Origin of the sequence: Singulisphaera photorubra (genome assembly GCF_045290345.1) — a bacterium.
GTDB lineage: Bacteria > Planctomycetota > Planctomycetia > Isosphaerales > Isosphaeraceae > Singulisphaera.
Genome location: NZ_CP155447.1, coordinates 977,090 through 1,001,736, shown reverse-complemented (window position 1 = coordinate 1,001,736; position 24,647 = coordinate 977,090). Strand labels below are relative to the sequence as shown.

The window sequence follows — 24,647 nt, the reverse complement described above, 5'->3', positions numbered from 1 at the left end:
GAGGTGGGCACGCGGCGGGACGAGGAGTTGGCGTGTGTGGGGGTGAGCGTGCTCAACGCCTTTCGGCATCACAGAGGTGGGCACTGGCCACTTCGCTAACCGTCGCCTCCAAGGCAGGTGTGCTCAACGCCTTTCGGCATCACAGAGGTGGGCACGCCATCGGCGGATCATCCGTCAGGTCGAAGAGCCCGAAGTGCTCAACGCCTTTCGGCATCACAGAGGTGGGCACATTTCATCCAGCCTCACGCTTCTGGAACACGGTGTGTGCTCAACGCCTTTCGGCATCACAGAGGTGGGCACGCCGCGAGCGCCTCGATCGCGAGCATCGGCAAGCGGTGCTCAACGCCTTTCGGCATCACAGAGGTGGGCACTTGAGGTACTCCGTCTCAATTGGCGTGTTAACTCGGTGCTCAACGCCTTTCGGCATCACAGAGGTGGGCACTTGATGTAGGTGGCTGCGCCGCTACCCTCTTCGGTTGTGAACGTCGGTCGAAAAACGTAGCGCGCGCCGGTTGAAAAGCGTAGCGCCCGGTAAACAGATGTTACCTGTCTGAGCTCAGGTCGTCCACAGGGGACGATCGCTCAGCGACTCGACTTTCGTTCACAGGACTCGTGCTCGACACCTTCCTTTCACGATTCAAGCCATCCGGAGTGACGCGGCGACGCTTTGCCTCCTTGAGGCGATAACTCTCACTGCCCGTCTCCACGATGTGGCAGCGGTGCGTCAGGCGATCCAACGCAGCGGCCGTCAAGCTCGCGTCCAACAGGACTTCCGTCCAACGCTCGAACGGAAGGTTCGTCGTTACGATCAAACTGAATCTTTCATATGCTGTGCTGATCACATCAAAGAGCAACTCCGCTCCTACCTTGCTCGCCGGTACGTAACCCAGTTCGTCGAGCACCAGCAGGTCCAGCTTGTTCAACTGCCCCTTCAGCCTCGCCAGTTGGTGTTGATCCCGTGCCTCCAGCAGGCTCGTGATCAGTTCGGTCACCCTCACGAATCGCACACGCTTGCCTCGCTGGCATGCCTCCACGGCCAGCGATGTCGCCAGGTGCGTCTTCCCCGTACCCGATGCGCCGACCAACAGTACATTCTCACGCTTGTCAATGTATTCGCATCTTGAAAGAGCGTGCAACAAAATCTCGGGGATCACCGACTGGGCCGCGAACTCGAATTCTCCCAGAGTCTTTACCGCGGGAAACCGCGCCCCCTTCAGTCGGCGCGCCGCCGCCTTTCGCTCCCGCTCGATCAGTTCCAGTTCGCACACCCGCGACAGATAACCCAGATGGTCCACCCGTTCACTCGCGCACTGCCGGGCGACCTTCTCGCACTCCGCCCAGATCGTCGGTAGCTTCAAAGACCTCAGCATCGGCTTCAAACGGACCAAGTCTCCTGGCGTCGAACTTGACTTGCTCATCGCGGCACCTCCCCGCACAACGAGCGGTAGCCGCTCAGGTCTGGCTCCGGGACGCTCACGCGTGGCAAGTGGGGAAGGCCTTCCAGATCCAATGTCGCCGTCGGCCGATCCCGGCGGTGCTCCAAGATTAACCGCACTCCGTCGGCTGCCGACACCTCCAGACTCAAGGCCTGCTCGACCGCCGCGGTCAACTCCCCAAGCGTGGCTTGTTCCAGGAGTCGCAGGACTCGGATGTACTCGACCTGGCCACGCGGCCCCTCGTCCTCGGCCAGGCGGAGCCGGAGTGCCGCAAAGCACTCCGGCAACTCCCAGCCCTCCAGGGGCAGGGCGAAGTCCAGTGCCCCGGGCTTTCGCTCCAGCAAGCCCAGATAATGGATTGGATCGAAGATTGTCCGACAGCGATCCCAGGATCGAGGATGGTTGGCAACGATTGTTCCGGTCGTCTCCACCCGCACCCGCTCTACATCCGCCACGACGGTCAGACGCCGATGCGCGTATCGAGTCGGGACCGAGTAATCGTTGCGATCGAATCGTACCAGCGACAACGAATTGGCCCGGACTGACTCCACCTGGCGGATGCTCAACGGCTCCTTGGGAATGGCCAACAGTTCGGCTCGCTCCCGCTCCAGGAGTTGGGCATTGGTCAGCGTCTGGCCTCGCGTCGTGCGTTCCAGGTCACTCCGGCAGCTCTCTTCCAAGCGTGCATTGAGCGCGGCGAAGGAATCGGCCTCGGGGACCGGCACGAGGAAGTTACGCCGCGCGTAGCCTAAAAGCGACTCAACATGTCCTTTTTCGTTGGGGGAACGAACACGACAGAAATGAGATTCAAACAAGTAGTGACTTTTCATTTTGAGGAACTCGGTGGTCACGCCCTCCCCCCGGTGGCCGAGAATCCGAGCCACGGCGATCCGGGTATTGTCGTAGGTGATCCGACGGGGTATGCCGCCGAAGCACTCGAAGGCGAGGCGATGTCCCTCCTGAAAGGTGAGCGTGCATTCCCGCGGGAAGACGGCGCAGAAGATCGCATCGGAATGGGTGAGCGTCATGACGAACATCGCGGCCGTGGAGGATTGTCCAGCGATGTTGATGACGGCGCGTCCGAAGTCCGCTTGAGCGTCGCCGGGCCGGTGGACCAGGGGGAGGAACGCTTCGGCTTGCCCCTCCCGCCAGGCTTGGACGACGCCTTGAACCATTGTCAATCCACCAAGATAGCCATGTTCATTTCTAAGGCGTTGAAAGATGCGACGAACGGTATGCCGCTGCTTCCTCGGCGCCTTGCGGTCATCCTGGAGGATTTGATGGATGATCGGTAAGAACGGCTCAAGTTTGGGGCGTGAACGCGGCAGGTTCTGGCGATAGCCTGGAGGCTCATTATGGAGGAGGATCTTTTGGAGGGTGTCCCAGTGGATGTCGAACTCGCGGCAGATGGAACGTTTGCTCTGCCCGTCCACGAGGACGCGACGGCGGATCTCGGCCCAGTTTTGCATGTGTGTGAACACCCATGACCTCGCGACGCGTGGGGTATCGAGGCGAAACAGTGTTCACCTTGGTGTACCAGACGCCACGAGTGGATCTATGAGCGCTACGTTTTTCGACCGAACATCGGAGACCGGCGCGCGCTACGTTTTTCGACCGACGTTCACACTTCGGTGGTGCTCAACGCCTTTCGGCATCACAGAGGTGGGCACTTTGATAACGGCTTCCGCCCACTTCTTGATGCGAGGTGCTCAACGCCTTTCGGCATCACAGAGGTGGGCACCCAACTTGCACCAGAGAATCGGGACCGATCGGATAGAGTGCTCAACGCCTTTCGGCATCACAGAGGTGGGCACTTCAACTCCCCGATCCCTGATCTTTGGTTCGTCCGATGTGCTCAACGCCTTTCGGCATCACAGAGGTGGGCACGAGAACGACGCATCGCCCATCCGCCCAACGCGACGTGCTCAACGCCTTTCGGCATCACAGAGGTGGGCACGCAGATGTGGAGTTGTGCATCGAGGTTGCTGCCAAGTGCTCAACGCCTTTCGGCATCACAGAGGTGGGCACCCGAGGACACCCGTAAATCCTTCGATGGGTGGAGGGTGTGCTCAACGCCTTTCGGCATCACAGAGGTGGGCACGGCCCGAAAATTGGGTGATCATCGCCGCGTGAAGGTGCTCAACGCATTTCGGCATCACAGAGGTGGGCACTCGGTGGCGGTCCCGGGCTGGGCCTCGCCGGACCACGTGTGCTCAACGCCTTTCGGCATCACAGAGGTGGGCACTTTCTGCCGCGAGCGTTCCAATTTGTGCAGCCGAGTGCTCAACGCCTTTCGGCATCACAGAGGTGGGCACGGGACGCACATGGGCAACGTTCTCCGCGACTCCCTGTGCTCAACGCCTTTCGGCATCACAGAGGTGGGCACATCACCACGTCTCCGGCGACGACCACGCCGATCACGATGTGCTCAACGCCTTTCGGCATCACAGAGGTGGGCACCCGATATGCCGGCGTGCCACCGTCCTCACTCTCGGTGTGCTCAACGCCTTTCGGCATCACAGAGGTGGGCACTCCTCGTCTCGCGAGTGATCCTCGCGGGTCGAGGCTGTGCTCAACGCCTTTCGGCATCACAGAGGTGGGCACTCAGCCGCTCTTGCACCGCTTCGAGGCCAGGGGAGAGTGCTCAACGCCTTTCGGCATCACAGAGGTGGGCACTCCAGCATGTAGAAGCCGTGTTGCTCAGGGGTTATCCGTGCTCAACGCCTTTCGGCATCACAGAGGTGGGCACGTGGACGGGCGAAAGGGTCAAGAGGAGGGAGCGGGCAGTGCTCAACGCCTTTCGGCATCACAGAGGTGGGCACCTGGCTCATAGGCAGTCTCCACTGTTTGGTGGGCCGGTGCTCAACGCCTTTCGGCATCACAGAGGTGGGCACGCTGGCGTGGGAATCAGTTCGCCTCGCCCACAATTTTGTGCTCAACGCCTTTCGGCATCACAGAGGTGGGCACAATGCGGGGCGTGGCGACAGCCGGCATCGCGGCAGGTGCTCAACGCCTTTCGGCATCACAGAGGTGGGCACCACTCGACGATCACGTTGACGCTTGATCGCTACACTGTGCTCAACGCCTTTCGGCATCACAGAGGTGGGCACAGGGGCGTTTTCCTTATTGTCGATGCGAAGCTGCTGTGCTCAACGCCTTTCGGCATCACAGAGGTGGGCACACCATGACCTGGACGGCGAAGCGTGGGCTAATCCTGTGCTCAACGCCTTTCGGCATCACAGAGGTGGGCACCGGGCGGAGTGGTGGTTAATAGGGGTCGGGCAACGCTTGTGCTCAACGCCTTTCGGCATCACAGAGGTGGGCACCGCCCGGTTGTAAACTGTTCCCATGATAGAGGATGTGGAGCACGTTTTCAAGCACGGCGGCGGGGGCTTTAGGTTGACTTTGAAAACGGGGTCCGATCCTGGAAAGGACGGTTTGCAAGTTGTTAGGCGGTGCGGGTTTCGGGTGAATCATGGATCGTTCGTATTGTCAAAGAGCCCTATGTTGAAGAAGAGAAAGGAGATCGGTCCATCCATGGGGCAATTCGCCGCAACGGCCGGAGATGCTTGAATCAGGTGGTTAGATGATCCTGTGAGGCTCGGGGGCATCGGGCCAATCCGGGTGGTTCTGTGCGGAGTAGGTTGTCTCCATGCCTCCGACGCAGCGGGGGCAAAGGGGGATCAGCAGCACTTCGTCGTTCGGTTCGAGAACCTGGGTGAGCTCCCACCGAAGCCGGTGCATCTGGCTCGGGGTCATCCAGCAGCGGAAGACCGACTCCTGCATCCGCTGGCCCGATCCTTCGAGGACCTTCGCGGCGCGGCGGAGACGCGCCGGTTCGTGAACATCGTAGCAGATCAGCCACCACTTCGCGTCATTCATTTCAGGGGGACTCCATTCTTATTCTTGCTCGCCAGGGGTGTGCGACCAGGACCGATCAACGAAGTCGCATCCGCGCGAAAAGACCAGGCTCACCGCTCCATTCCTTTTCGAGGAGTCGGGCCTCCAACTCCAGCGTGCGCACGTATGAGAGTGAGTACCCGATGACCGGATGCTTCCAGGTCTCGTCCAGCCGATCTTCGAAGAGCCGGATCGTCTTGCGCCGGCCGGTGTCGGAGAGCCAGGTCTTGCCCTTGGTGACGATGAAATCGGCGTCGGGGTCCCACTGGTTGCGGTTCAGCGAGCCGATCAGGACCATGTCCCAGAGCGGGACGCGAAAGAGTTCCATCAGGTCGAGGACCAGTGGATAGGCGGCGCTCCTCGGGGTGTGGAAGAACCCGAGCGAAGGCTCCAGGCCGGTGGTGAGGATCGCCCGCATCACGGCCGTGTGGAGCAATCCGTAGCCGAACCCGAGGAGGGCGTTGAAGCGATCGAGCGGAGGACGGCGGCTCCGGGTCGAGTAGCGGAGCGATTCGGGCACCGTGGGCGAGAGCAGCCGGTCCAGGCCACGGAAGTAGCCGACGGCGGCCGATCCCTCGAAGCCGCGAAGCGAGTCGCGATTGGGGGCCGAGTCGAGCGCGGCCAGCGCCGAGCGGAGGGGGATCAGGTTGGGGAGCATCGCGTCGCGGGCCTGCTCGTCGCCGCGCGAGCCCCGGAGGAGGTAGCGATGCTGGCTCTCGATCTTGGCGCGGGCCAGAGACTTGGCCAATCGCAGGCAGGTCGCTTCGTCCGCCAGCGCGCGGTACTGCCTCAGCCGCCGCTGAACCTGGCCGGCGCTTGCGGTCAGGCTGGCGGTGTGTCGCCCCGAGGTTGTCAGCCAGTGGACCGGGATCTCTCGGTCGACGCAGAGGTTCAATGCCTGGGTCGTGATCTGGCAGTATCCATGCAGCAGTAGCGAGTCGATCTCGCGGATCGCATGCTTGGTGGGCGGAGCGCCGTCGGGCGGCTTGACGACGAGGGTCTCGCCGCTCCGGCCGACCGAGGCGCCCGGGAGGACGACGTGCAGGCTGGTGCCGTCGCGGTCGGGAGGAAAGAGGCGGATCGGCTCGCGCTCGGGGTCGTCGGCTTGCCGGACCTCCTCGGGGAGACAGACCGGGGCCAGCGAGCAGCGGACACAGAGCCGCTCGTTCTCCGCGACCGGCGGCCGCTCGGTTGTCTCGCGGAGCCGCCGCGCCGTGGCGACGGCCACTTCCAGATCGGTCCTCGCCGTCGCGTCGATCGGAACGCGGACGGTGACATTGTCGGCATGGTATCGGATCCGGCCCTCGGGGATGCCCTGCCCCGTGGCCGATTCGATCAGAACGGCGTAAGCGATGACCTGGAGCCGGTCGGAAGGCCAGGCCATGGCCGTCTTGTCATCGCGGCGGGCGCGGCCGCGTTTGTGCTCGTAGGGGAGGAAAGTGCCGTCCCGCCTCTTCAACGCGTCGACCTTGCCGATGAGGCCCAAGCCCGGGTCGGCCAGTTCGAGTTGAGTTCGCTCTCCCTCCTCGTCGGCTTCGAGCGACGCGTGGAGTTCGCGCCCGGCATACACCGCGGCGCTGGCGACGCGGATCTCCTCGACTTCTTCGAGGTAAAACAGGCGTTGGCAATAGGCCAGCGCGTGGAGGGACATCACGCGCAACGGAGGCGCGTGGTCGACCATGGGAAGAGTCATTATTGACTTCCTTTGTGATGTGGATGGATTTGTGGCCGCGGGGGGCCAAGGTTGTCGGTCGAAAACCCGTTTTCCTTTCGTTGAGGAAAACGGGTTTTCCCTCGCGAGCTCAGACGCCCATGCGACGGAGGTTAACCCAGGGGTTCGATTCGGGGCATTCGATCCCGGCTGGGGGCGGAAACGTCGGTTTCGACCAAGTCGCCACTGACGTATCGAGTCTTTGCCGAGCCGACATGGTCGACCCACACAGGCAAGGACAGCCGACCCCGGTCATTCAACAGGTAAACTCGTGCCTTGCCGTCCGAGCCATCAGGAAGTCTCGCCACCTCATCGACCAGATGCGTGCTCTCGCCGAGCGACAGGCCACCGAATCGATTGATCCGCTCAGGGTGATCGAGCGCGGTGTGGACGCGCTCCTCCAACGTCGGGCCGGTTCCAAACTCCTCGGTCGAGTCGAGCCAGATAGCAAGGCATACGTTGGTGAGAAGTTCCTGATAATCAGGACGTGTGTTGCCAGGTGAGCCGAGAGGGAGTTTCTTGACTCGCCAAAGCGTGCGAAGCACGGCACTACGCTCTGGAAAACCAAGCAAAGCTGGGCACACCCGCACACCGACATGGCGTCGGCGATCCTGCTCGCCGACGAAGGACAGCAGGAAGCCGTAGCAAGTGGCTGGCGGCGGCAATTCTTCGGTTTCCCAGAACTCGCGGGCGAAGCCCTTGCGGAAACAGGCAATGGGAACGGTGACCCTGAGGGCGAGCATGAATCAACCCTCCCCGGCGGCGATCCGCTCGCAGACGAGACGGGCTGCGCTACGCACACCGGGCTCCAATGTCGCTCCCAGTGCCGCGACTTCTCTCGCGGTTGCGGTCTGGCTGAAAGCGCCGGCGATGATTAACTCTTTGGCCGGCAGGTCACCTGATTTGACCCTTGCCAGGAGGGCCGGCGCGTCGACAGTCGTTCCACCCCCCTCGAAGAGATAGAGGAGCCTTGGGGCCGGATCGTGAGTTACCCGGAAGACAATGCTCTCGGGGCTGAAGTCGTAGAGAATCGCCCATGATTACCGGCGACTTCTCCCAGCGAGCAGAGCGATTCAATGGCAACCGCGGCTCGCTCGGGCTTACGCAAGGCGCTGGGTGTCAGGGCAAACCCGTACTGGTAGCGAGTGGCATGAAGCTCGGTGCCATAGGGAACGGGATTGCTCCCCTTCTTCTGCGCCGAAGGCGTCGCGCCGGGGCTGGCCGCATTGAAAGTCACGTCGCCGCCGTAGGGCGAGAGTGAGATCGCGCGGGTGACTTCGAGGACAGCTCGGCGGACTTTGGTCGTGCCCTTGGCACGGGGTTTCTTTTTGTCATCGGGCTCCGTGGCTGCTTCGGGCCCGTTTTCTTCCTTGGCGGCGTCGGCACTCATGAAACCAAGGATGTCATCGTCAATGAAGGGTTTGCCGGTTTTGCTTGCCCAGGCTTCAAAAATCGGGTCGGCCCAGACGTTCATACGCAGGTCCTCATCCCATCGTCGATTCGTCGGCTCATGCTCCGCCAAGCGGCGACGGATGGCGAATCGAATCGCCTCGGCGCTGACCGAGGAATGAACTTTGCCGAACCAGAGTAATTTCTGAAGGGTTGTGATATTTCCTTCGGTCTCTGCTCGGTTGTTGGCCGCCGTTCCGTGGTGGGTGACAACGGCTCCGTAGATGTGCAAACTCATCGATTCGATCCTCTTTGATTAGTGAAGTGACTCGAAACCTGTTCGAAACTGTGTGATTAGACTTCAGTGGATTTTTCAACTACCGAATCCACGTCTTTTGGCGCTGACACCGGCCGTTCATAGCTTGCCAGCGCCAGCAAGGCGAGATCACGGGCGAGCCTCCAGCGATCCTCGTCGCAGATCAGGGGCAAGACCTCGCGCCACGAGGACTTCAAGACTGGATTGGAGCCCGAGCGGCTCCAGAGATCAGTCAGGGCTTTGCGGAAATCATCTGCGGTCTTGGCTCCGGCGAAGGCGAGCCGCCAACGCTGCATTTGGCGGTCGGCGCGGTTATTGAATGCCGTCTGATTGCCAGCGGTTTCGTCCCGGATCATGCCGTATCGTCGAAACATCGCCTCGTGGACGGAGCGGACGATGGCCTCTTCTCCTCGATCTTCCCAGTGAGCGTTGACCATGGCCTGCAAGCCTTTCTTTTCAAATCCGAGTTGGCGGACTTTCTGAGCGTCGTCGGAGCCATCCGGCGACACGACCAAACGGCGGAAATCTTGATACCAGGGCTGGTCTCGTGCGAGGTTTTCCGCCACCAACGGCCGGATCACGCTCTCGGCCCAGAATGGAACCGGTGCTTCTCCCTTCTTGGTCGGTTTCGTCAGAGCTATGCGAGCCTGGAGGGTGTGCATCGCGAGATCGAACCGCTCCAGGGTGGTGGTGTCAGGTTCGATATCTAGGACGCTGGCGCGTGCCTTCTGCTTCTCATTCCAAGCCTTGGTGGCAAACAAGACTGCGAGACAGCGATCGGTCTTGAGTTTTTGTGCTCCCTCGGTGAGTTGCAGCCTGACCTGAGTCTGGAGAGCGGCATCGGCCGGGCTGGCGATGCGGCAATCCCGGGCGGACTTGGGCGTCATCAGGCCGCGACGCCTGACGAAGAGATTCAGGTCCTTGACATCCGGGACGAGTAGGACTCCGGTTTTCCGGTCGATCGCGAGGGAGAGTGTTCCGATCAGGGCGAAGTGAAGGGCGATCGCCAGGCCAGGTGGCTGCTCGATTGTGGTTGATGGAAACGCAACATGACGCTGGACGAAACCGGGAGCGATCGTTCCACTAATAATCGCATGCGGCTTTAAAGTTCCTTTTCCTGTGACCAGCTTTTCCCATTCGGATTGATGAGTGTAGCCGGTGAGCTTCTGGTGCTGGATCGTGATCGTCTGATTATCAATTTCATAGCTTTTTAGGGCGACCCCATCGGATTTGCGATTTGGGCCGAATTGGAGAATCGTCAGCGACATCCCCTGCTGAAGTTCCGCCAATACTTCCGGTTTGGGCGGACCGTTGCCGTAGCTGCCAGGCAAGTGGATCAAGCCGTTTTCATCGATCTGGAAGGCGAGTTCGTAGAGTCGCTTGAGAAAGTCCTTCGCTCCATTGGAATTCTCCCATCTCAATTCAACTTGGCGATCGTCGACGGACCAATCGCCGGGCGGACGTCGGTCACCTTTGACTTTGTCGTCGATCCATTTGAGTGTGGCTGCAAGTCCGCCCAGCCCCGCGCGATGTAGCGGACTCATCCCCGGTGCAAAAAGATCGATACTTAACGTTTCCACTCGGCCCCCTTCCTCTCGTCGTAGGTGATCAGTCCCTCGGGAGGAACTCTGCAGAAAGCGACTTCGTCCCACGCTCGCCAGTTCAGGCCCGTGCGCGGAGGGGGCATGGGAATGCGTACCTCCTCGGAACGACGCTGTCGGGATTCCACGGCAACCCGATCGGCTTGTAAGATAATGTCGATGCCAGGTGAAGCGATTCGAAGAGGTCTTGTTTCCGTGACGAAACCTCCATCGAGCCAGACAAAATGATCGACTCGATCGGACGATGGAACGGGCTGAGCGATCCAGTGCGCGGCGAGATCGGCCTGGGAGAGTTCCTCGTCTCCGAGGGAGGCAAGCCATGCACTCGCTTCTTGAAGTTGATCCTGCGCGTAGGGCAGATGACCATCGGGCTTGATGATGATGAAGGGGCGGATTCCATCGTTTCGGCCGGGCCTGGCACGGCGATTCAAGCGGCCGAGTCGTTGAATCAGCGCGGGGATCGGGGCTAGGTGAGTTATGAGGAGATCGGCGGACAAGTCGAGCGACATTTCCGCCACCTGGGTTGTGATGGCGAAGGCAGGGGCATCGGCTTTTGCGAATGCTTCGATGACGTCCCTATGACGCGCGACTCGATCGATATATCGGAACCGGCTATGATAGAGCGTCGGCCTGAGCTTCTTGGCCCGAGGATGCTCAGCCAAGCTCATCGCTTCGGCGACCGTGTTGACCACCCAGAGGACTTTCTTTCTTTCGGAGAGCACGTTTTCGACGCGGTCCCAAGGTGAATCGTTATACTCACGCCGATAACGTTTCAATAATTGCAGATCCTCCGGGCCATCAATGGGTCCGCCGAGTGTTTCCCCGATTCCATCGAGTGCCGCGCGGATCGTTTGCAAGCGAGGTTCGGGGAGACTGGCGGTCATCAGTAGACACCGCACCCCTCGAACGTCGGTAAGGAAACGCACCAACGCGGAAAATAGGTTATCGTCATACGAGTGAATTTCATCGAAGACGAGAGCGGCCCCTGCGATCGACGGCCAGGCATAAATCCCGCGCCGATGGTTCTGGACCAGACCGAGGACCGTGTCGACTGTGCAACTCACCAGGGGCGTTGACCATTGCTGCATGGCGCCGGCGGAGTCTTCGATGGCCTTTCCCTGACCGCTCTTGGTGTCCTCTTCTCGACCCGGTTCGTCATCGCCGAGTCCGAGAATCTCCATGTCAACCTCGGCACGTCCGTGGATCAATTCGGCGTCGAGCGAAGGATCGAGCAGGTAATCGCGAAATCCTTCGGTGGCTGTACCCGTTGTCGGGTAACAGAAAAAAAGGCGTTGGCCAGGCGCTTGCTGGGCGGCCCATAGATAAGCCGCTGAGGTTTTTCCGCTACCACAACCCGCCTGGACGAAGACGACACGATTCGTCGTCTCGGCAACCTGGATTTGAAACGGTCGTAGCTCGCTCCCCTTGAGACCTTTGTGTACAACCGATTCCAATTGTTGAGGCCGAGGCAGGCATTTAAACGCTTGCGTGATCCACTCGTCCATTGATTGCGAGCCGCGTCTCCCGATCGACCCGGCTACGTCGGCGCAGATTAAGCATGCCTTGAGTACTGCGACATACCTTTTTTCTTCGTCCGTTGCCGCTTCCATTAATACTTCAGCGTCTTCCTGCGCATCCTCGAATTCCCGTAACGAACTGTTGATTCGTGTCAGTTTGAGCTTACGGTCAGATTCGAATCGTGGAGGATCAGGCAGGGATAGCTCGTGTGTGCCGAGCGTCAACGTGTTGTGAAAGTCGGGATGCGACAGATAGACGATCATCTCCGAATTGCAGTCCTCGGGTGGGGCCGTGGGGGGGAACTTCCTGTGGTGCCCTGCGATCGCCCAGAGGACAAGCTCGACGGCTCGATTGTTGCCGAGCACCGACTGGATCCATTTCGCACCTCCGGTTGGCGGGCGATCAGGAAAGATACCGCCTCGTGGCGAAGGCCCTGGCCTCGGATCGCCCTTCCGGCGAGCATCTCCTGAAAATGGTCGTTTGCCTTGCCAAGGTCATGGAGTAGTGCGGCGAGTTTGATCTCGCGCCGAAAACGATCGAGCCAGTGGAGTGGGTCGAGGCCGACCGCAACCAATTGGGCAACTCCCGTGACCTCGACCAGCCTTTCCCCCGACTTTATGACCGCTTCGGTGTGTTCGCGAATGCTCTGGCGGCGGCGTCCGAAGCCATCGCTTTTTGCGAGTAAAGTAAACGCCGTCATAAGCAATTCTCCGGGCGAGACACTGGTTGGAATACACCGCATCCCATTCGTCTACGTCCTCCTAATCCCTCTTCCTGAAGGCTAATTGAATCCTCGGATTTAAGGCCATGAATGCGAAGTGAATATCCAATAACTCGTTTGTCCTTGACTTTTAGCACGCGTCGCATCGGCTGGCCGGTCCAGGGGGCGCGGGTCGCGGCCACGAGGCTCGGCTCACCGGAGATTTTTCGTTTTTCGAGATGCCGACGAATGTTGGCTTCAAAGAGGGTTGGGTCGATCACACCGCGGAACGTCACCAAGCGAGATCCCAGGCTCGGGGCTGGGGTGAGACATTCGACACGAGGGATTCCGACTTGGAGCCGGTGGCCGTCCAGTTCAAGCTCCGTGCCGGCTACGGCGATATAAGGAGCGATTTCCTCCGAGGGGAGTCGGAGCCGAATCCGGGAGGAATCGATCAGGCTCAGGACGCCAGGAGCGGCTTGGCGTCCTCGAATCGGATGGACGCCGATCCTTGTGTCACCATGAAGTTGCGGAACGACGCGGCATAGTGCGGAAAATAAGCTGTATCCGTGATCCAGTGGGATCGTGGTTCCGATAATGCTGAAATTGAGGTCGATGATTGGCATGCGATAATCTCGATTAGTGGTATTGCCCGGGAATCTCGTGGTGATCTTCGCCTCGAAGGGGACGCTGACGCGACTCCGAGCCGGGGCCAGCGTAGGCCGCGATCAGGGCCTGGAGATCCTCGGCGATCTCTCGCCGGAGCGACTCCGGCTCCAGCACGATCGCTTTTGGTCCGAAACTGAGAATCCACGACTTGAATTCATTCGTACAGGAGAGGCGGTACTCCGCCAGGACGCTGCCGTCACGCTGTTTGACGAGGCGTTCGCTCTGATGTTTCTTGGTTTCCAGGACGTAGCGAGCGACTTTAGGGGCGAAGCGGACTTTGATGAGGATGTCGTCATCGCCCTGGTAGATGCCGAATGACGAGGCCATGTAGGTGGCGGGGTCGAAGTGGTTCGGGCGGGGGAAGCGGATGTTGGTCAACTCGACGTCTTCGATGCGGACGACTTTGTAGTGCTTGATTTTGTCGTCTTGCGGGTCGAGTGCGATCAGGTAGAGGGCGCCTTTCTGATCGAGCAGGGTGAGCGGGTAGACGTCGCGGAAGGCGGGCTCGGTGGCCTGGGAGGATTGGTAGAGGATGTGGACCGCGTGCTGGTCTTCGATGGCGGTCCGCAAGGTGTCGATCAGATCGCCCTGGCCCGAGTAATCGGCAGGCGCAAGGGTGGCGATGTGGTAGAAGGTCGTGAACCGCTCGAGGTACTCGAGGGCCATTTTGGGGAACATGGTGCGGATCTTGCGGAACGCTTGCCCGGCGGCGTCGCCGATGGGGGTTCCCGCCAAGGGGTCGAGCAGACGGCGGCCGAGGTGGAGAGCGATCACCTCGTCCAGGTTCAGCGTCAGCGCGAGCGGGGGTTGGCTCTCGCTCGAAGCGATCTTCCAGGTCTTGCGGCCGAACTCGCCGACGGTTTCCTCAAGGGGGAAGCCGAGGCTGCGGAAGAGGTCAAGATCGCGGCGGATGGTCTTGGCGGCGACACCCGACTCGGTGACCATTTCCTGGATGGTGAGGCCGAAACGCTGAGCGGAGAGAGTTCGCAACAGGATCCATTGACGACGGAGCGCGGGCTCGTCTCGCATCATTTCGTGTTGGCCTCGTCATGGCTCAGGAATCGATGGATTCAAATCGAACGCAAGAACGTGCCGAGGTTAGTGTACCTCACGCCTTGGGGATGATAGCGGGGGGGCGGGCCAGGTCGTGTCTAACCTGACAAAAGGACAGTGGTGTGGCGGTGGCTGGAAGGGGAGGGTTCGATTTGAAGGTGGGATTGTGGTTCAGGTGGGCCAAGAGTCGCCCGGCCCGAATGAAGGCGGCCAGGTGGGCCGCTGGGTGGATCCCAACGGCCGGGCCGGCCGTGCGACTGCTTTCGATTTTCGATTTTCGAGGTGAGCGGGGAACGCGAGCTCCCTGTCTTTGGTGCAATATGGGGAAGTGGGGCGGAAGACAGGGAGCTTACGCTCCCCGCTCGCCTTTCAGGGCGAGCGAAGAGAAAGGCTGACGGCCGGGTTACTGAGGGGTGGCTCCGCGGCGGAGGACGCGGCCGGGGCGGGCGGTGGTGGGGGCGCCGGATTCGATGACGGGGAGGCCGTTGACCAGGACGTGGATGATGCCTTCGGCGGGGAGATTCGGATTGGCGAAGGTGGATTGGTCGCGGGTGCGGTCGAGGTCGAAAATGACGAGGTCGGCGGCGGCGCCGGGGGTGATCCGGCCGCGGTCGTAGAGGCGGAGCTCGTTGGCGGCGACGGCGGTCATGCGGTGGATCGCTTGTTCAAGCGAGAGGATGCCGAGGTCGCGAACGTAGCGGGCGATGATCCGCGGGAACGCGCCATAACCACGCGGGTGGCCCAGAACCGCAGGGCCGCCCGCGGGGCCCATGTCGGTGCAAAACGAGACGAACTCTTCACGCATGGCCCGGATGACATTCGCTTCGGTCATGCTCTGGGGCAGCGCCGCGGCGCCCGCCTGGGCGATCTCGAAGAAGACGTCCCACGGGTCCTTGCCCTCGGCCTTGGCGATTGCGGCAAGGGTCTCGCCGTTATGGCTGGCGTAAGGCTTTGCATTGATCTGGATGAGAACAATCTTGTCCCAGTCGGACCCGACGTGGCGGTACCAGTTCTCCCAGCCCCCTTCGGTCTCGATCTCACGCTTGATCTGGGCCCGGGCGGCGGGGTCGGCCAGCTTGCGTTTGAGCGCTTCGTCTCCTTCGGCCGAGTGTCGGGGATGGATGAGCGCGGTGATGCCAAGGCCATTGTTGATGTAAGGGTAGATGTCGGCCGCGACTTGCTGGCCGCCGGCGCGGGCGGCCTTGATCCGGGCGATTGCCTGCTCCATCTTCGGCCAGTTGGCGCGGCCGGCCGCCTTGAGGTGGAAGATATGAACCGGAGTGCCCGCCGATCGGCCAATTGCAAGGGCCTCGTCGATCGCTTCCAGGAGGCGGTCCCCCTCGTTGCGCATGTGGGTGTAGTAGCCGCCGCCGTAGGAACCGGCCACGCGGGCGAGCTCGACGATCTCCTCGGTGGGGGCGTAAACGGCGGGAGGGTAGATCAGGGCCGTCGAGACGCCGATCGCGCCGGCCTCCATTGCCTCGCGCACCAGGGCTTTCATCTGCTCGAGCTCTTCGGCCGTCGCCTTGCGGTCCGTGTCCCCGAGGACGATCCGGCGGACCTGGGTGTGGCCGACGGTCTGGGCGACGTTCATCGGCATCCCGGCCTTGTCGAGCCGGTCGAAGAATTCGGCCATCGTCTTCCAGCCGGCCGACTCCGCCACTTTGCCCCCGAGCGGGGCGTCCGACGACCCTTCGCCGGCGTTGATGGTCGTGATCCCTTGTCGGAGCAAGTTGTCTGCGCTCCGCGGATCGCTGAGGAACGAGGCCCCCGTCTGCCCCATCATATCGATGAACCCAGGGGCCACGATCAGACCCTTGACGTCGAGGGTTCGGTCGGCATCAGCCTCCTTGAGCCGGCCGATCGCGGCCACTCGCCCCCCTTTGATCGCGACGTCCGCGTTGTACCAAGGCGCCCCCGTTCCGTCGACCACGCGGCCGCCGCGGAGGAGCAAGTCGTAGTGCTCACGATCGGCGGCCGAGGTCGCCGTTGGTGCCACCAGGGCGGCGAGAGCGATCATGACGATTGCTTTGAGTGCGAGACTAACGCTTGTTCGCATGAGAATCTCCGGACAAGAGGACTTTGGCTAGCGAATGCTGATAGAGTTGTTCGTTGTAGGGTGGGCACGGCCCACCAATCTGATTTTCTCACTCCAAGAAGACAGGGAGCCGAGGCGAGCGTTGGGCGTCGGCTCCCTGTCCTTTTTTTTATCAACGACCCGATACAGGGCTAGGAAGCCTCCCGCTACTCGTTTCCACGGGGGACCGTGGGAATGAAGTCTTTGACGCTCTGCGTCCTCGGCTTTCGAGGGGCAGACGACGCGGAGCGTCGGGGACGGCATTCCCACGGGGGACCGTGGGAACGAGAGTGATTCCTCGCTCCATGGCGGGTCGTTGGATTTTTTTCAACGATCCGCGACGGGGCCGAAGAACCGATGATTCTTGTGGTTTCCGCACCGGGTTGGTTTTCGGTAGCACGGCCGGCCCGGCCGTAATTCCCTCGGGGTCGGCGCGAGTCCGAGGATTTGTTCTGGGCCGAGGGGATACGGCCGGGCCGGCCGTGCTACTGGTGAGACCGGGCCGGAAATCCATCGAGATTCTCGTCCAGTCGCGGATCGTTGGTTTTTTGGGGCTGATTCCCTGGTGGGCCGGCCGTGCCCACGCTCCGAATTGAGCACACCCGACGCATTGAAGTGGGGTGTGCTCATTCGATGAATGGAGAGGGATCAGGGGGTGGCGTGAACTGGGGCGGCCGGGGTCGGCTTCAGCCACTCTCCGAAAAAGGAAAACATCTCGGCACGCATTTGCGGGGAGTAGACGTGGCCAAGGTCGGGGTAGAGGATGCTGCGGAACCGGTCTTCAGCGCCGACGGCTTTGTACGTCTGGCCGACGAGGCGTTCGAGGTCGCGGATGCCGTCCGCGGGGGAGCCGTAGTCGAGGTCGCCGGTGAGGGCCAGGAATGGGCGGGGGGCGATCAGGGCGAGGACGCCTTCGGTGTCGCAGTGGTTGAGCAGGCCGTTGGCGAAGTAGTACAGGCCGTGGGCGCGGAGGTTACCGTGGGCGATCAGATTCTGGTAGCGGGTCAGGCAGGCGATGGCCACGACGGCGGCGACACGGTCGTCCACGGCGGCGAGCCACCAGGCGCGGGTGCTCCCCATGCTCATGCCGGTGGCGCCGATGCGGGTCTTGTCCACTTCGGGCCGGGAGCAGAGATAGTCGAGAGCGACCTGGTCGTCGCGGACCATCATGCCCCAGAGGGTACGGCCGAACCAGAGGTTCCACTTGTGGAGCGACTCCTGCTCAACCTTGCCGGTCTCCGTACTGCCCGAGGGGCCGGTGCCGACGCGGTCGCCGTGCCAGTAGGAGTCGGGAGCGAGCACGGCGTAGCCTGCCTTGACGTAGGCCTCGCCGAGCGACTCGTCACCGCCGTTGGTGCCCGGGATCACGAGCTGGGTTTTGTCGGGGGTTGAGGAGTGGAGCCAGAGGATGGCCGGCACCGGGCCCGTCCGCCCTTCAGGGATCAGCAAGAGGGTCGTGACCTGGCCGTCCACCCCGTTCTCAAGGTCTGCTTTTTCGAGGGTGTAACCCGGGTGAAGCTCGCGGGAGATGACGCGAACACGGGCGGGGGAAGGACGAGGCGGTAGCTCTCCGAGTGTCCCGACGACCGCTTTGAGGAGCTCGGGGCGCCTTGCTTTCCAGGCGTTGGCGTCTTCTGGGACGGGGAACTCCTTGGCCTTGAGGTTCCGGTAGACTTCGGGAACTTCGCGGTCGCGAAGTGCCTCGGCCTTGCGGTACTCTTTGGCGGCCTCGGGCCCGGCGGCGGGCTTGGGCAAGGGGCGATAGCCGACGATCTTGAGCTGGCGAAGCACGACGTCGGTCACGGCCTCGGCCAAGCGGTCGGAGGCGGCCGGCGTGTAGTGCGTGCCGTCCTTGCCGAGCATCGTCTCGGCCCCTCCCTGCTCCACGACCCAGTGCAAGTCATGGACCGGCACGCCGGCCTGGCGCATCACCTGCTCGGCCGTTTCGTTGTAGCGCTTGACGTCGGCCTCGACGCGGTCGAAGTTCGCCTTTCGGAGGGCGTGACGCGCGTCGATGATCGGAGTCGTATTGGCGAAGACCAGGCCGGCCTTCGTCTCCGCGCGGAGCCGGGCGACGATCGTTTTGAGATTCTCGGCATACGAGGCGAGCTCGACCTGATGGCTGCCGTCGGCCTTGAAACGCTTCAAATCATGCAGGCCGGAGTTGAAGTGAATGACGTCGGGCTGTTCGCGAATGCATCCTTCGAGCTGCTTGAGCACGTTGGCGCTGTCGCCGCCGTTCGCCTGCAGGCTGACGACGATCGCCTTGCCCTTCAGTCGTTCGATCACCTTGGGAGCGTAGCCCAGGCGGATCGAATCGCCAACCAGCATGACCTTGGGCAGCTTGGCCTTGGCCGCGGTCGACGAGGGCTCCTGGGCACTTGCCGACGTGATCAAGACCAGCGCCATCGAAACCAAGAAACCAGGAACTCTCACGGGGCGTCTCCTTCTTCGGATCGGGGTATTTGGGAGGGCGTTGATTGCTTGTAATCTGTCTTTATGTGGTGAGTTGTTTGGTGTGGGGTCGTCGGAGTCTTGCAGATCCTAATGGGTTTCAGCTCGTGGCGGGCTCCAGATCAAGTCCTGGTTCTGGAAGGGGCTGAGTGCGGTCGTTCCAGGTGAGCCCGTTGATTTTTTCAGACGCGGGAGCCGGCTCAAACAGGCTGGCGAGGTAGCCGACGATCATGGTGGACAGGCAGCCGATCATGGCGTACCAGAGGAACGAGACCTTGGTCATGAAGCAGACGGGAATGAGGACGACGAGCCCCGCGACCCATCCGATCAAGGCGCCTCGGGCGGTGGTTCGCCGGGCTAGGATCCCGAGGCAGAAGAGGCCGAGCATGGGGCCGCCGACGAGGCCGATGATGGAGTTGCTCGCTTCGAGGAGCGTGCCGAGATACGGCATGAGAAAGGCGAGACCGATGACCAAGGCGCCGTAGATCAGGGTCAAGTAGCGGGCATACCGCAGTTGCACCTGCTCGTCCGGGTTGGGGTGCGGCCAGAGGCGTTGGTAGAAGTCGATGAGGCTGGCCGAGGTGAGCGAGTTGATCCCTGCCGAGATCGTGGACATGCTGGCGGCGTAGATCGCGGCGATGAACAGGCCGGGGAAACCGACGGGCAGTTCGGTGACCACGAAATAGGGGAGGATCTGGTCGGCCTTGCGGATTGCGCCTGAGGTCAGGGGGTCGCCGTGGACCTTGTAGAACGCATAAAGGATGACTCCGGTGCCGTAGAAGACGGCCGTGACCGGCAGGACCAGCCAGAGCTTCAGCCAGAGTCCGCGCTGGGCTTCCTTCAGGCTCTTTGCGGTCAGGTAGCGTTGGACCGAGACCTGGTCGGTCGCCATCTGCACGAGGTTCATGAAGGTGGCTCCGATGAGCATGCCCCAGAGCGTCAGGCGGACGGTCGGGTCGAGGCTCGTGCTGAGCTGCATCTTGCCGCTGGACTGCGCCAGTTCGACCACGCGGCCGAATCCCCCCGGAACCCGGGAGATGGCCGTGATCGCGATGATGAGCTGGCCGAAGAACAAGACGGCGAGCTGCATGACGTCGGTCCAGATGACCGCCTTCATGCCGCCGAGGGTGGTGTAGAAGGTGGTGAGCACCCCGGTGCAGAGGATCGTGAACCAGAGTGGCAGGCCGGTGACCTGTTCCAGGGCGAGGGCCGGGGCATAGGTCGCCAGGGCCAGCCAGAGTAAGACCCGCACGATGAACGAGGCGGAGGCCAGGGTGCGGACCTGCACCGAGAACCGCGCTTCGAGGTATTGGTAAGCCGTGAAGAATTGCTTTTGATAGAAGAAGGGCAGAAAGATCAAGGTGGTGATCGGGGTGGCAATGAAGAACGAAAAATTCACAATGTAGAATGATAAGCCATAGGCATAGCCTTCACTGGGCGCAGCCAGGAAGCTGATTCCGGAGAACAAGGAGGCCAGAATGGTCATCGCCACAATGACGCTGCCCATGCTCCTCTGCGCCAGGAAGTACTCGCTTAAATTGCTTTTCTCGCGGAAGAACATGCCGCCAATGGCCAGGGTGAGGAGCAGGTAGCCCGCGAAGACGGTGTAGTCGATCCAGGAGAAATGGAGCATGGAGGGTCCTCGGATGGTGTCTGGAATTCCATGTTTGTGTTGATGAAAATGGTTCAATAAGAGAGGGAGCTGACGCTCCCCGCTCGCCTTCGTTGAGTTCACTCGTCCCCTGACTCAGGAGTGGGACTCCTTGAGGAGCAAGCCGCCATCGACCAGGAACGCCCCGCCGGTGATATAGTCGGCGTCGTCCGACACGAGAAAGACGGCCGTTTTGCCGATGTCCTCGGGCTTGCCGAGCCGGCCCCAGGGAAGTGCCGCGCCTGCCTCGCGCATGACGTCGGCACCGAACGTTTCGTGTTCGCCGGGGGTGTCGATCCAGCCTGGTTCGATCAGGTTGACGTTGATCCGATGCGGCATCAGTTCGCCGGCGATGGTCAAGGCCATGTGGTTCAGCCCCGCCTTGCCCGCGTTGTAGGCGACGCTTCGCGGGAACGGCCGGCGGGCATGGACGCTCGAGATGAAGACGATCTTGCCCCCCCCGCCCCGCTCGACCATGTGCTTCGCGACGTGCTGGCTCATCGAGAAGGCCCCGGCCAGCGTCCCTTGGATCACTTTCTGGAAGGTCTCAGGCGCGTAGTCGAGGAAGTCGCCGCGGCGGGAGTAGGCGGGGTTGCTGATCAGAATATCGAGACGTCCCAGGGCTTCGACGGCTCGTTGGGTGATCAGGCCGCAGGAGTCATGGTCGAACGCATCTCCCTCGACCAGCACGGCCTGACGTCCGAGAGCCTGGATCTCGGCCACGACGGCCTCGGCCTCGGGCGTGCGTTCGCGGTCGTTGACCACAACGTCGGCCCCCGCGCGGGCTAGTTCGAGGGCGCAGCCACGGCCGATTCCCCGGGCCGAACCCGTCACCAATGCTTTCTTGCCGATCAGTTTCATTCAATCCTCCTGGATCGTATGGATTTGCAATTCGGTTCAGAACCAGAGTCGTTACCAGGCCGTCCAGCCGCCATCGATAACGAGGTTCTGACCGGTCATGAAGCTGCTGGCGTCGCTGGCGAGGAAGACGATCGCCCCTTTGAGCTCATGGGCCTGCCCCATCCGTTTCATCGGGAGCTTGGTGCGGAGCCGATCGACCATCTCCCCAGGCGCTCGTTCGGGGGGGAACGGGCCGGGACTGAGACAGTTGACCCGGACCTTATCTGAAGCCCAGTACGAGGCCAGGTGCCGGGTCATCTGGACGATCCCTCCCTTGAGGGTGTGGTAGGCCACGGGGCTCGCCGGGCAAATCCCTCGTAGGCGTCGGGATAGGAGCCGACCAATCCATACATCGACCCGAGCAGGATGATGCTGGCTGGGCACTCGCGCTGAACGGCGTGGTCGTGCAAGAGCCGGGCGAGCACGAAGTAGCCAGTGGCGTTGGCCAGGTGCCGGGTGAACTGCTCGGCCGTGACGCTGGTCAGGTCGTTGCCGAGCGCTTCGTGCCCGTTGTTGACCAGGATGTCGACCTGGCCGGCGCGGTGGACCACGCGGGCGAAGGCGTCGTCGAGCTCGTCCGGCTTCATATGATCGAGCGCCAGGCCCAGGTGTGTCGCCTCGCCCCGGCGAGGGAGCGCGGCGGCCGCCGCTTCGGCTCGGGCGGCCTCCCGGCTGGTGATGACGACCGAGGCCCCCGCCTCAGCCAGCGCGCGGGCCATCGCAGAGCCAAGGTGGCCTGTGCCCCCAGTGATCAGGGCGACCTTGCCCGACAGGTCGAACAACGCCTGGATGGTCGGTTCCTGCGCGGGAGTGGAATCGGAAACGGAATCGGCCTGAGGCATCGTGTCGTGTTCCCCGGGGGCGTCCTGTTCGAGATGATAGGAAATAAACAATGATCCGCGACCGAGCTAAAGAATCGACGCTTCTCGCGGTTTTCCGCAATGGGTTGTTTGCAGTCGCACGGCCGGCCCGGCCGTAATTCCCTCGGGATTGGCGCGAGTCCGCGACATAGCCCTGGGCCGAGGGGGATACGGCCGGGCTGGCCGTGCGACTGAAAGAAGAGGCGAAGGCCGGCTCAGAGTCTGTCTCGTAAGTTCAGGGAAACCGAAAATTGAAGGCCGTTTGGGTGCCACGGGTTCCGTACTCGGAACCCGTGCGCGCCAGGCCAAGGCATTCCCGCATGGGTTCCGAGTACGGAACCGCATGGCACCCAGCAGATCATTCAAAAGCTCCCGTGGGATTCACCTTCTGGGACAGACTCTCAGCTTTCCACCGACTGCCAACTCTGTGACTTGACGCTTGCCAGGGCGGCGAGGTTGACTCGCAAGGTTTGCCGCCCTTCGGCGAGCGAACAGAGCGGCGCACGCCGACCCTCCACGGCATCGAGGAAGGCCGAGGCCTGGGCGATGAACAGCGTGTCGCGTTCCAGAGGGGCGATGGACTCGTCGTGCCATGTCTCCTCGTTCGCCTTCATCCAGCGCCAGCGGTGGGCATGCGACTCGTACCGCGCCGCGCCCTGCTCGCAGACGACCGTGATGGTGAGCTCGTTGGGCCACTGATGTTGGTTCAGGCTGTAGCTGGCGAGCACTCCCCCCTGGCGGGCCAGGACGTGCGCGGTGTCTTCGACTTGCACTCCCTCGAGCACCTGGTGCGCGGCGTCGGCCACGAGGCGTTCGATCGGCCCAACGAGCCACTCCCCCGCGTTGAGCAGGTGGGTCAGGGCGTCCTGAATGGCACCGCCGCCGGTGGCATGGTCGTTGTAGTAGATCGTACGATAGGCAGGGCGATACGTCGGGAAGTTCTGGCCGGTGACGACGACGAGCTCCACCGGTCGGCCGAACCGCCGGTCGAGGATGGCCTGGCGCATCGCCTGGAGCAGTGGGTGAGCGCGGTGGACGTAGGCGACGCCTGCAACGAGGTTTTGGGCGCTCACGATCGCTTGGAGCTGGTCGATCCCGGCCTCGCTCGTGCTCAAGGGCTTTTCGATGAGCAGGTGGACACCGGCCTCGGCCAGCCTGGTCGCGATCGGGATGTGCGTCTGTGCGGGAGTGGCCACGACCGCGATGTCCGGCCGCTCCTGGAGCGCGGAGTCGAGGTCAGCATAATTCGCCGAGATCCCATAACGCTCGGCCACTGTCCGCCGCAACTCCGGGTTGATCTCCACGAGACGAACGTCGGCCCGCCCGGTCGCCTGGAAGCAACGCAAGTGGCGCTCCCCGATCGATCCGACCCCGATGATCAATACGGTGTGACGTTGCAATGTTTTGATCTCTCTCACGATAAAGAGGCGGTCTGTTCTTGAGCGTTCCGGGTCACCCGGCTGGGATCGCGGCACGAGCCGCGGAGCCCTGACTGGGGAGCCGCTGATCGGTCTCGAGCACGACCCCGACGCTCTCGCCGGCCGAGACTCGGGCGAAGCAACGGAGGACCAGCACCAGGCCGGTCCAGTCGGCCTTGATGGGGCGCACATCAGCGCCGAGGACGTCCGAGATGGTTCCGAGGATCTCTCCCTGGCGGACCGCTTGGCCGAGCGTCACGGCGGCCTCGAAGAGTCCGTCGCAGGGGGCGGGGTGCTGCACCTGCATGTGGCCCGAGCCGGTCCGCTGATCTTCGATCACGAGTGGCGTGTCGCTCGGGTGCGCGAGTTTGCCATCGATCAGCTTCAGCTCGGCCAGGACGTTGAGGCACCCTTGAACATAGGACGACACACCGCTTGGGTCGCATCCCCCGCCGCCGAGGTATTCGGCATAGATGGCGGGGACGTTCGCGTCGCGGGCCACCGAGAGGGAACGACCGTTGAGGCTTGGGTCGGTTCCCCAGACGATCGGCAGGCCGAAGGCGCGGGCCATTCGCCGTTGACGGTCGAGCACGGCGGGTTCGGGATGGAGCATGTACCCGGTGAGGGGCAAGACCGAGAGCCGGGCTCCGCCTGTGTGGAGATCGATGTAGGCGTCGGCGTCCCGGATCAAGTCGGCCAAGGCGTGGGCCACCTGCTCCGTGGCCGACCCGTCGGGCCGCCCCGGGCAGGTGCGGGCGAGGTCGAGCTCGTCGTCCCCCACGCGTTGGCCGAGGCGGAACGCCGACTCGTTGACGACGGGGACGATCGTGATCCGCCCCTTGATTTCGTGGGGGGCGAGCAGGACGGCCAGCCTCCGGAGCGCGGCCATGGGCTCGAACTCGTCGCCGTGAACGCCGCCGGTGAGCAGGACGTGGGGGCCGTCACGCCGGCCCCCGAGTTGCAATGTCGCCAGTTTCACGAGTGGCTCTCCCTC

At 62.3% G+C, this 24,647-nt stretch carries 18 protein-coding genes, 1 pseudogene and 2 CRISPR repeat arrays (1 of these 21 cut by a window edge); all 19 genes and pseudogenes read right to left on the bottom strand.

Annotation, left to right across the window (positions count from 1 at the left end; genetic code table 11):
• A CRISPR array of direct repeats spans positions 1–442; the repeat unit is 36 nt; unit sequence GTGCTCAACGCCTTTCGGCATCACAGAGGTGGGCAC (it extends 3,776 nt beyond the left edge of the window).
• 100 nt (positions 443–542) lie between these two features.
• Positions 543–1,418 carry an IS21-like element helper ATPase IstB gene (gene istB, locus V5E97_RS03785; RefSeq protein ID WP_406697949.1) on the bottom strand — a complete coding sequence of 292 codons (876 nt, stop codon included), beginning with the start codon at positions 1,416–1,418 and terminating at the stop codon, positions 543–545.
• A complete protein-coding gene (istA, locus tag V5E97_RS03780; RefSeq protein ID WP_406697947.1) occupies positions 1,415–2,905 on the bottom strand; it encodes an IS21 family transposase in 1,491 nt (496 codons plus the stop codon). The genes istB and istA overlap by 4 nt, the downstream gene beginning before the upstream one ends.
• Before the next feature lie 165 nt (positions 2,906–3,070).
• Positions 3,071–4,762: a CRISPR direct-repeat array (repeat unit 36 nt; unit sequence GTGCTCAACGCCTTTCGGCATCACAGAGGTGGGCAC).
• A gap of 256 nt (positions 4,763–5,018) precedes the next feature.
• Positions 5,019–5,318, bottom strand: a complete 300-nt coding sequence (gene cas2, locus V5E97_RS03775) for a CRISPR-associated endonuclease Cas2 (RefSeq protein ID WP_406697946.1) — start codon at positions 5,316–5,318, stop codon at positions 5,019–5,021.
• Positions 5,319–5,373: 55 nt separating this feature from the next.
• Entirely contained in the window at positions 5,374–7,029 is a 1,656-nt protein-coding gene (cas1, locus tag V5E97_RS03770; RefSeq protein ID WP_406697945.1) for a type I-MYXAN CRISPR-associated endonuclease Cas1, read from the bottom strand.
• A 131-nt stretch (positions 7,030–7,160) separates the two neighbouring features.
• Complete coding sequence (gene cas5, locus V5E97_RS03765) at positions 7,161–7,790, bottom strand: type I-MYXAN CRISPR-associated protein Cas5/Cmx5/DevS (protein ID WP_406697944.1); 630 nt, start codon at positions 7,788–7,790, stop codon at positions 7,161–7,163.
• 3 nt (positions 7,791–7,793) lie between these two features.
• Positions 7,794–8,734: pseudogene (locus V5E97_RS03760) on the bottom strand (DevR family CRISPR-associated autoregulator).
• Between the two features lie 56 nt (positions 8,735–8,790).
• Positions 8,791–10,332, bottom strand: a complete 1,542-nt coding sequence (cas8a1, locus tag V5E97_RS03755) for a type I-MYXAN CRISPR-associated Cas8a1/Cmx1 (protein ID WP_406697943.1) — start codon at positions 10,330–10,332, stop codon at positions 8,791–8,793.
• Positions 10,320–12,236 carry a CRISPR-associated helicase Cas3' gene (gene cas3, locus V5E97_RS03750; RefSeq protein WP_406697942.1) on the bottom strand — a complete coding sequence of 639 codons (1,917 nt, stop codon included), beginning with the start codon at positions 12,234–12,236 and terminating at the stop codon, positions 10,320–10,322. Before cas3 ends, cas8a1 begins: the two co-directional genes overlap by 13 nt.
• The gene (locus tag V5E97_RS03745) at positions 12,131–12,571 is read right to left on the bottom strand and encodes a CRISPR-associated endonuclease Cas3'' (protein WP_406697941.1); all 441 of its coding nucleotides are present in this window, start codon (positions 12,569–12,571) and stop codon (positions 12,131–12,133) included. The genes cas3 and V5E97_RS03745 overlap by 106 nt, the downstream gene beginning before the upstream one ends.
• Entirely contained in the window at positions 12,568–13,197 is a 630-nt protein-coding gene (gene cas6, locus V5E97_RS03740) for a type I-MYXAN CRISPR-associated protein Cas6/Cmx6 (RefSeq protein ID WP_406697940.1), read from the bottom strand. Before cas6 ends, V5E97_RS03745 begins: the two co-directional genes overlap by 4 nt.
• A gap of 13 nt (positions 13,198–13,210) precedes the next feature.
• Entirely contained in the window at positions 13,211–14,272 is a 1,062-nt protein-coding gene (locus V5E97_RS03735) for a helix-turn-helix transcriptional regulator (protein ID WP_406697939.1), read from the bottom strand.
• A 424-nt stretch (positions 14,273–14,696) separates the two neighbouring features.
• Positions 14,697–16,352, bottom strand: coding sequence for an N-acyl-D-amino-acid deacylase family protein (locus tag V5E97_RS03730; protein ID WP_406697938.1), 1,656 nt, complete (start codon positions 16,350–16,352; stop codon positions 14,697–14,699).
• A gap of 666 nt (positions 16,353–17,018) precedes the next feature.
• A complete protein-coding gene (locus V5E97_RS03725; protein WP_406697937.1) occupies positions 17,019–18,806 on the bottom strand; it encodes a GDSL-type esterase/lipase family protein in 1,788 nt (595 codons plus the stop codon).
• Positions 18,807–18,924: 118 nt separating this feature from the next.
• The gene (locus V5E97_RS03720) at positions 18,925–20,457 is read right to left on the bottom strand and encodes a sodium:solute symporter family transporter (protein WP_406697936.1); all 1,533 of its coding nucleotides are present in this window, start codon (positions 20,455–20,457) and stop codon (positions 18,925–18,927) included.
• A 114-nt stretch (positions 20,458–20,571) separates the two neighbouring features.
• Positions 20,572–21,336: an SDR family NAD(P)-dependent oxidoreductase gene (locus V5E97_RS03715; RefSeq protein WP_406697935.1), complete on the bottom strand. Its 765-nt coding sequence runs from the start codon at positions 21,334–21,336 to the stop codon at positions 20,572–20,574.
• Positions 21,337–21,387: 51 nt separating this feature from the next.
• The gene (locus V5E97_RS03710) at positions 21,388–21,633 is read right to left on the bottom strand and encodes an SDR family oxidoreductase (protein ID WP_406697934.1); all 246 of its coding nucleotides are present in this window, start codon (positions 21,631–21,633) and stop codon (positions 21,388–21,390) included.
• Positions 21,630–22,217, bottom strand: coding sequence for an SDR family NAD(P)-dependent oxidoreductase (locus tag V5E97_RS03705; RefSeq protein ID WP_406697933.1), 588 nt, complete (start codon positions 22,215–22,217; stop codon positions 21,630–21,632). The genes V5E97_RS03710 and V5E97_RS03705 overlap by 4 nt, the downstream gene beginning before the upstream one ends.
• A 419-nt stretch (positions 22,218–22,636) precedes the next feature.
• Positions 22,637–23,581, bottom strand: coding sequence for a Gfo/Idh/MocA family protein (locus V5E97_RS03700; protein WP_406697932.1), 945 nt, complete (start codon positions 23,579–23,581; stop codon positions 22,637–22,639).
• A gap of 106 nt (positions 23,582–23,687) precedes the next feature.
• Positions 23,688–24,632 carry a succinylglutamate desuccinylase/aspartoacylase family protein gene (locus V5E97_RS03695; RefSeq protein ID WP_406697931.1) on the bottom strand — a complete coding sequence of 315 codons (945 nt, stop codon included), beginning with the start codon at positions 24,630–24,632 and terminating at the stop codon, positions 23,688–23,690.
• Positions 24,633–24,647: the final 15 nt, after the last annotated feature.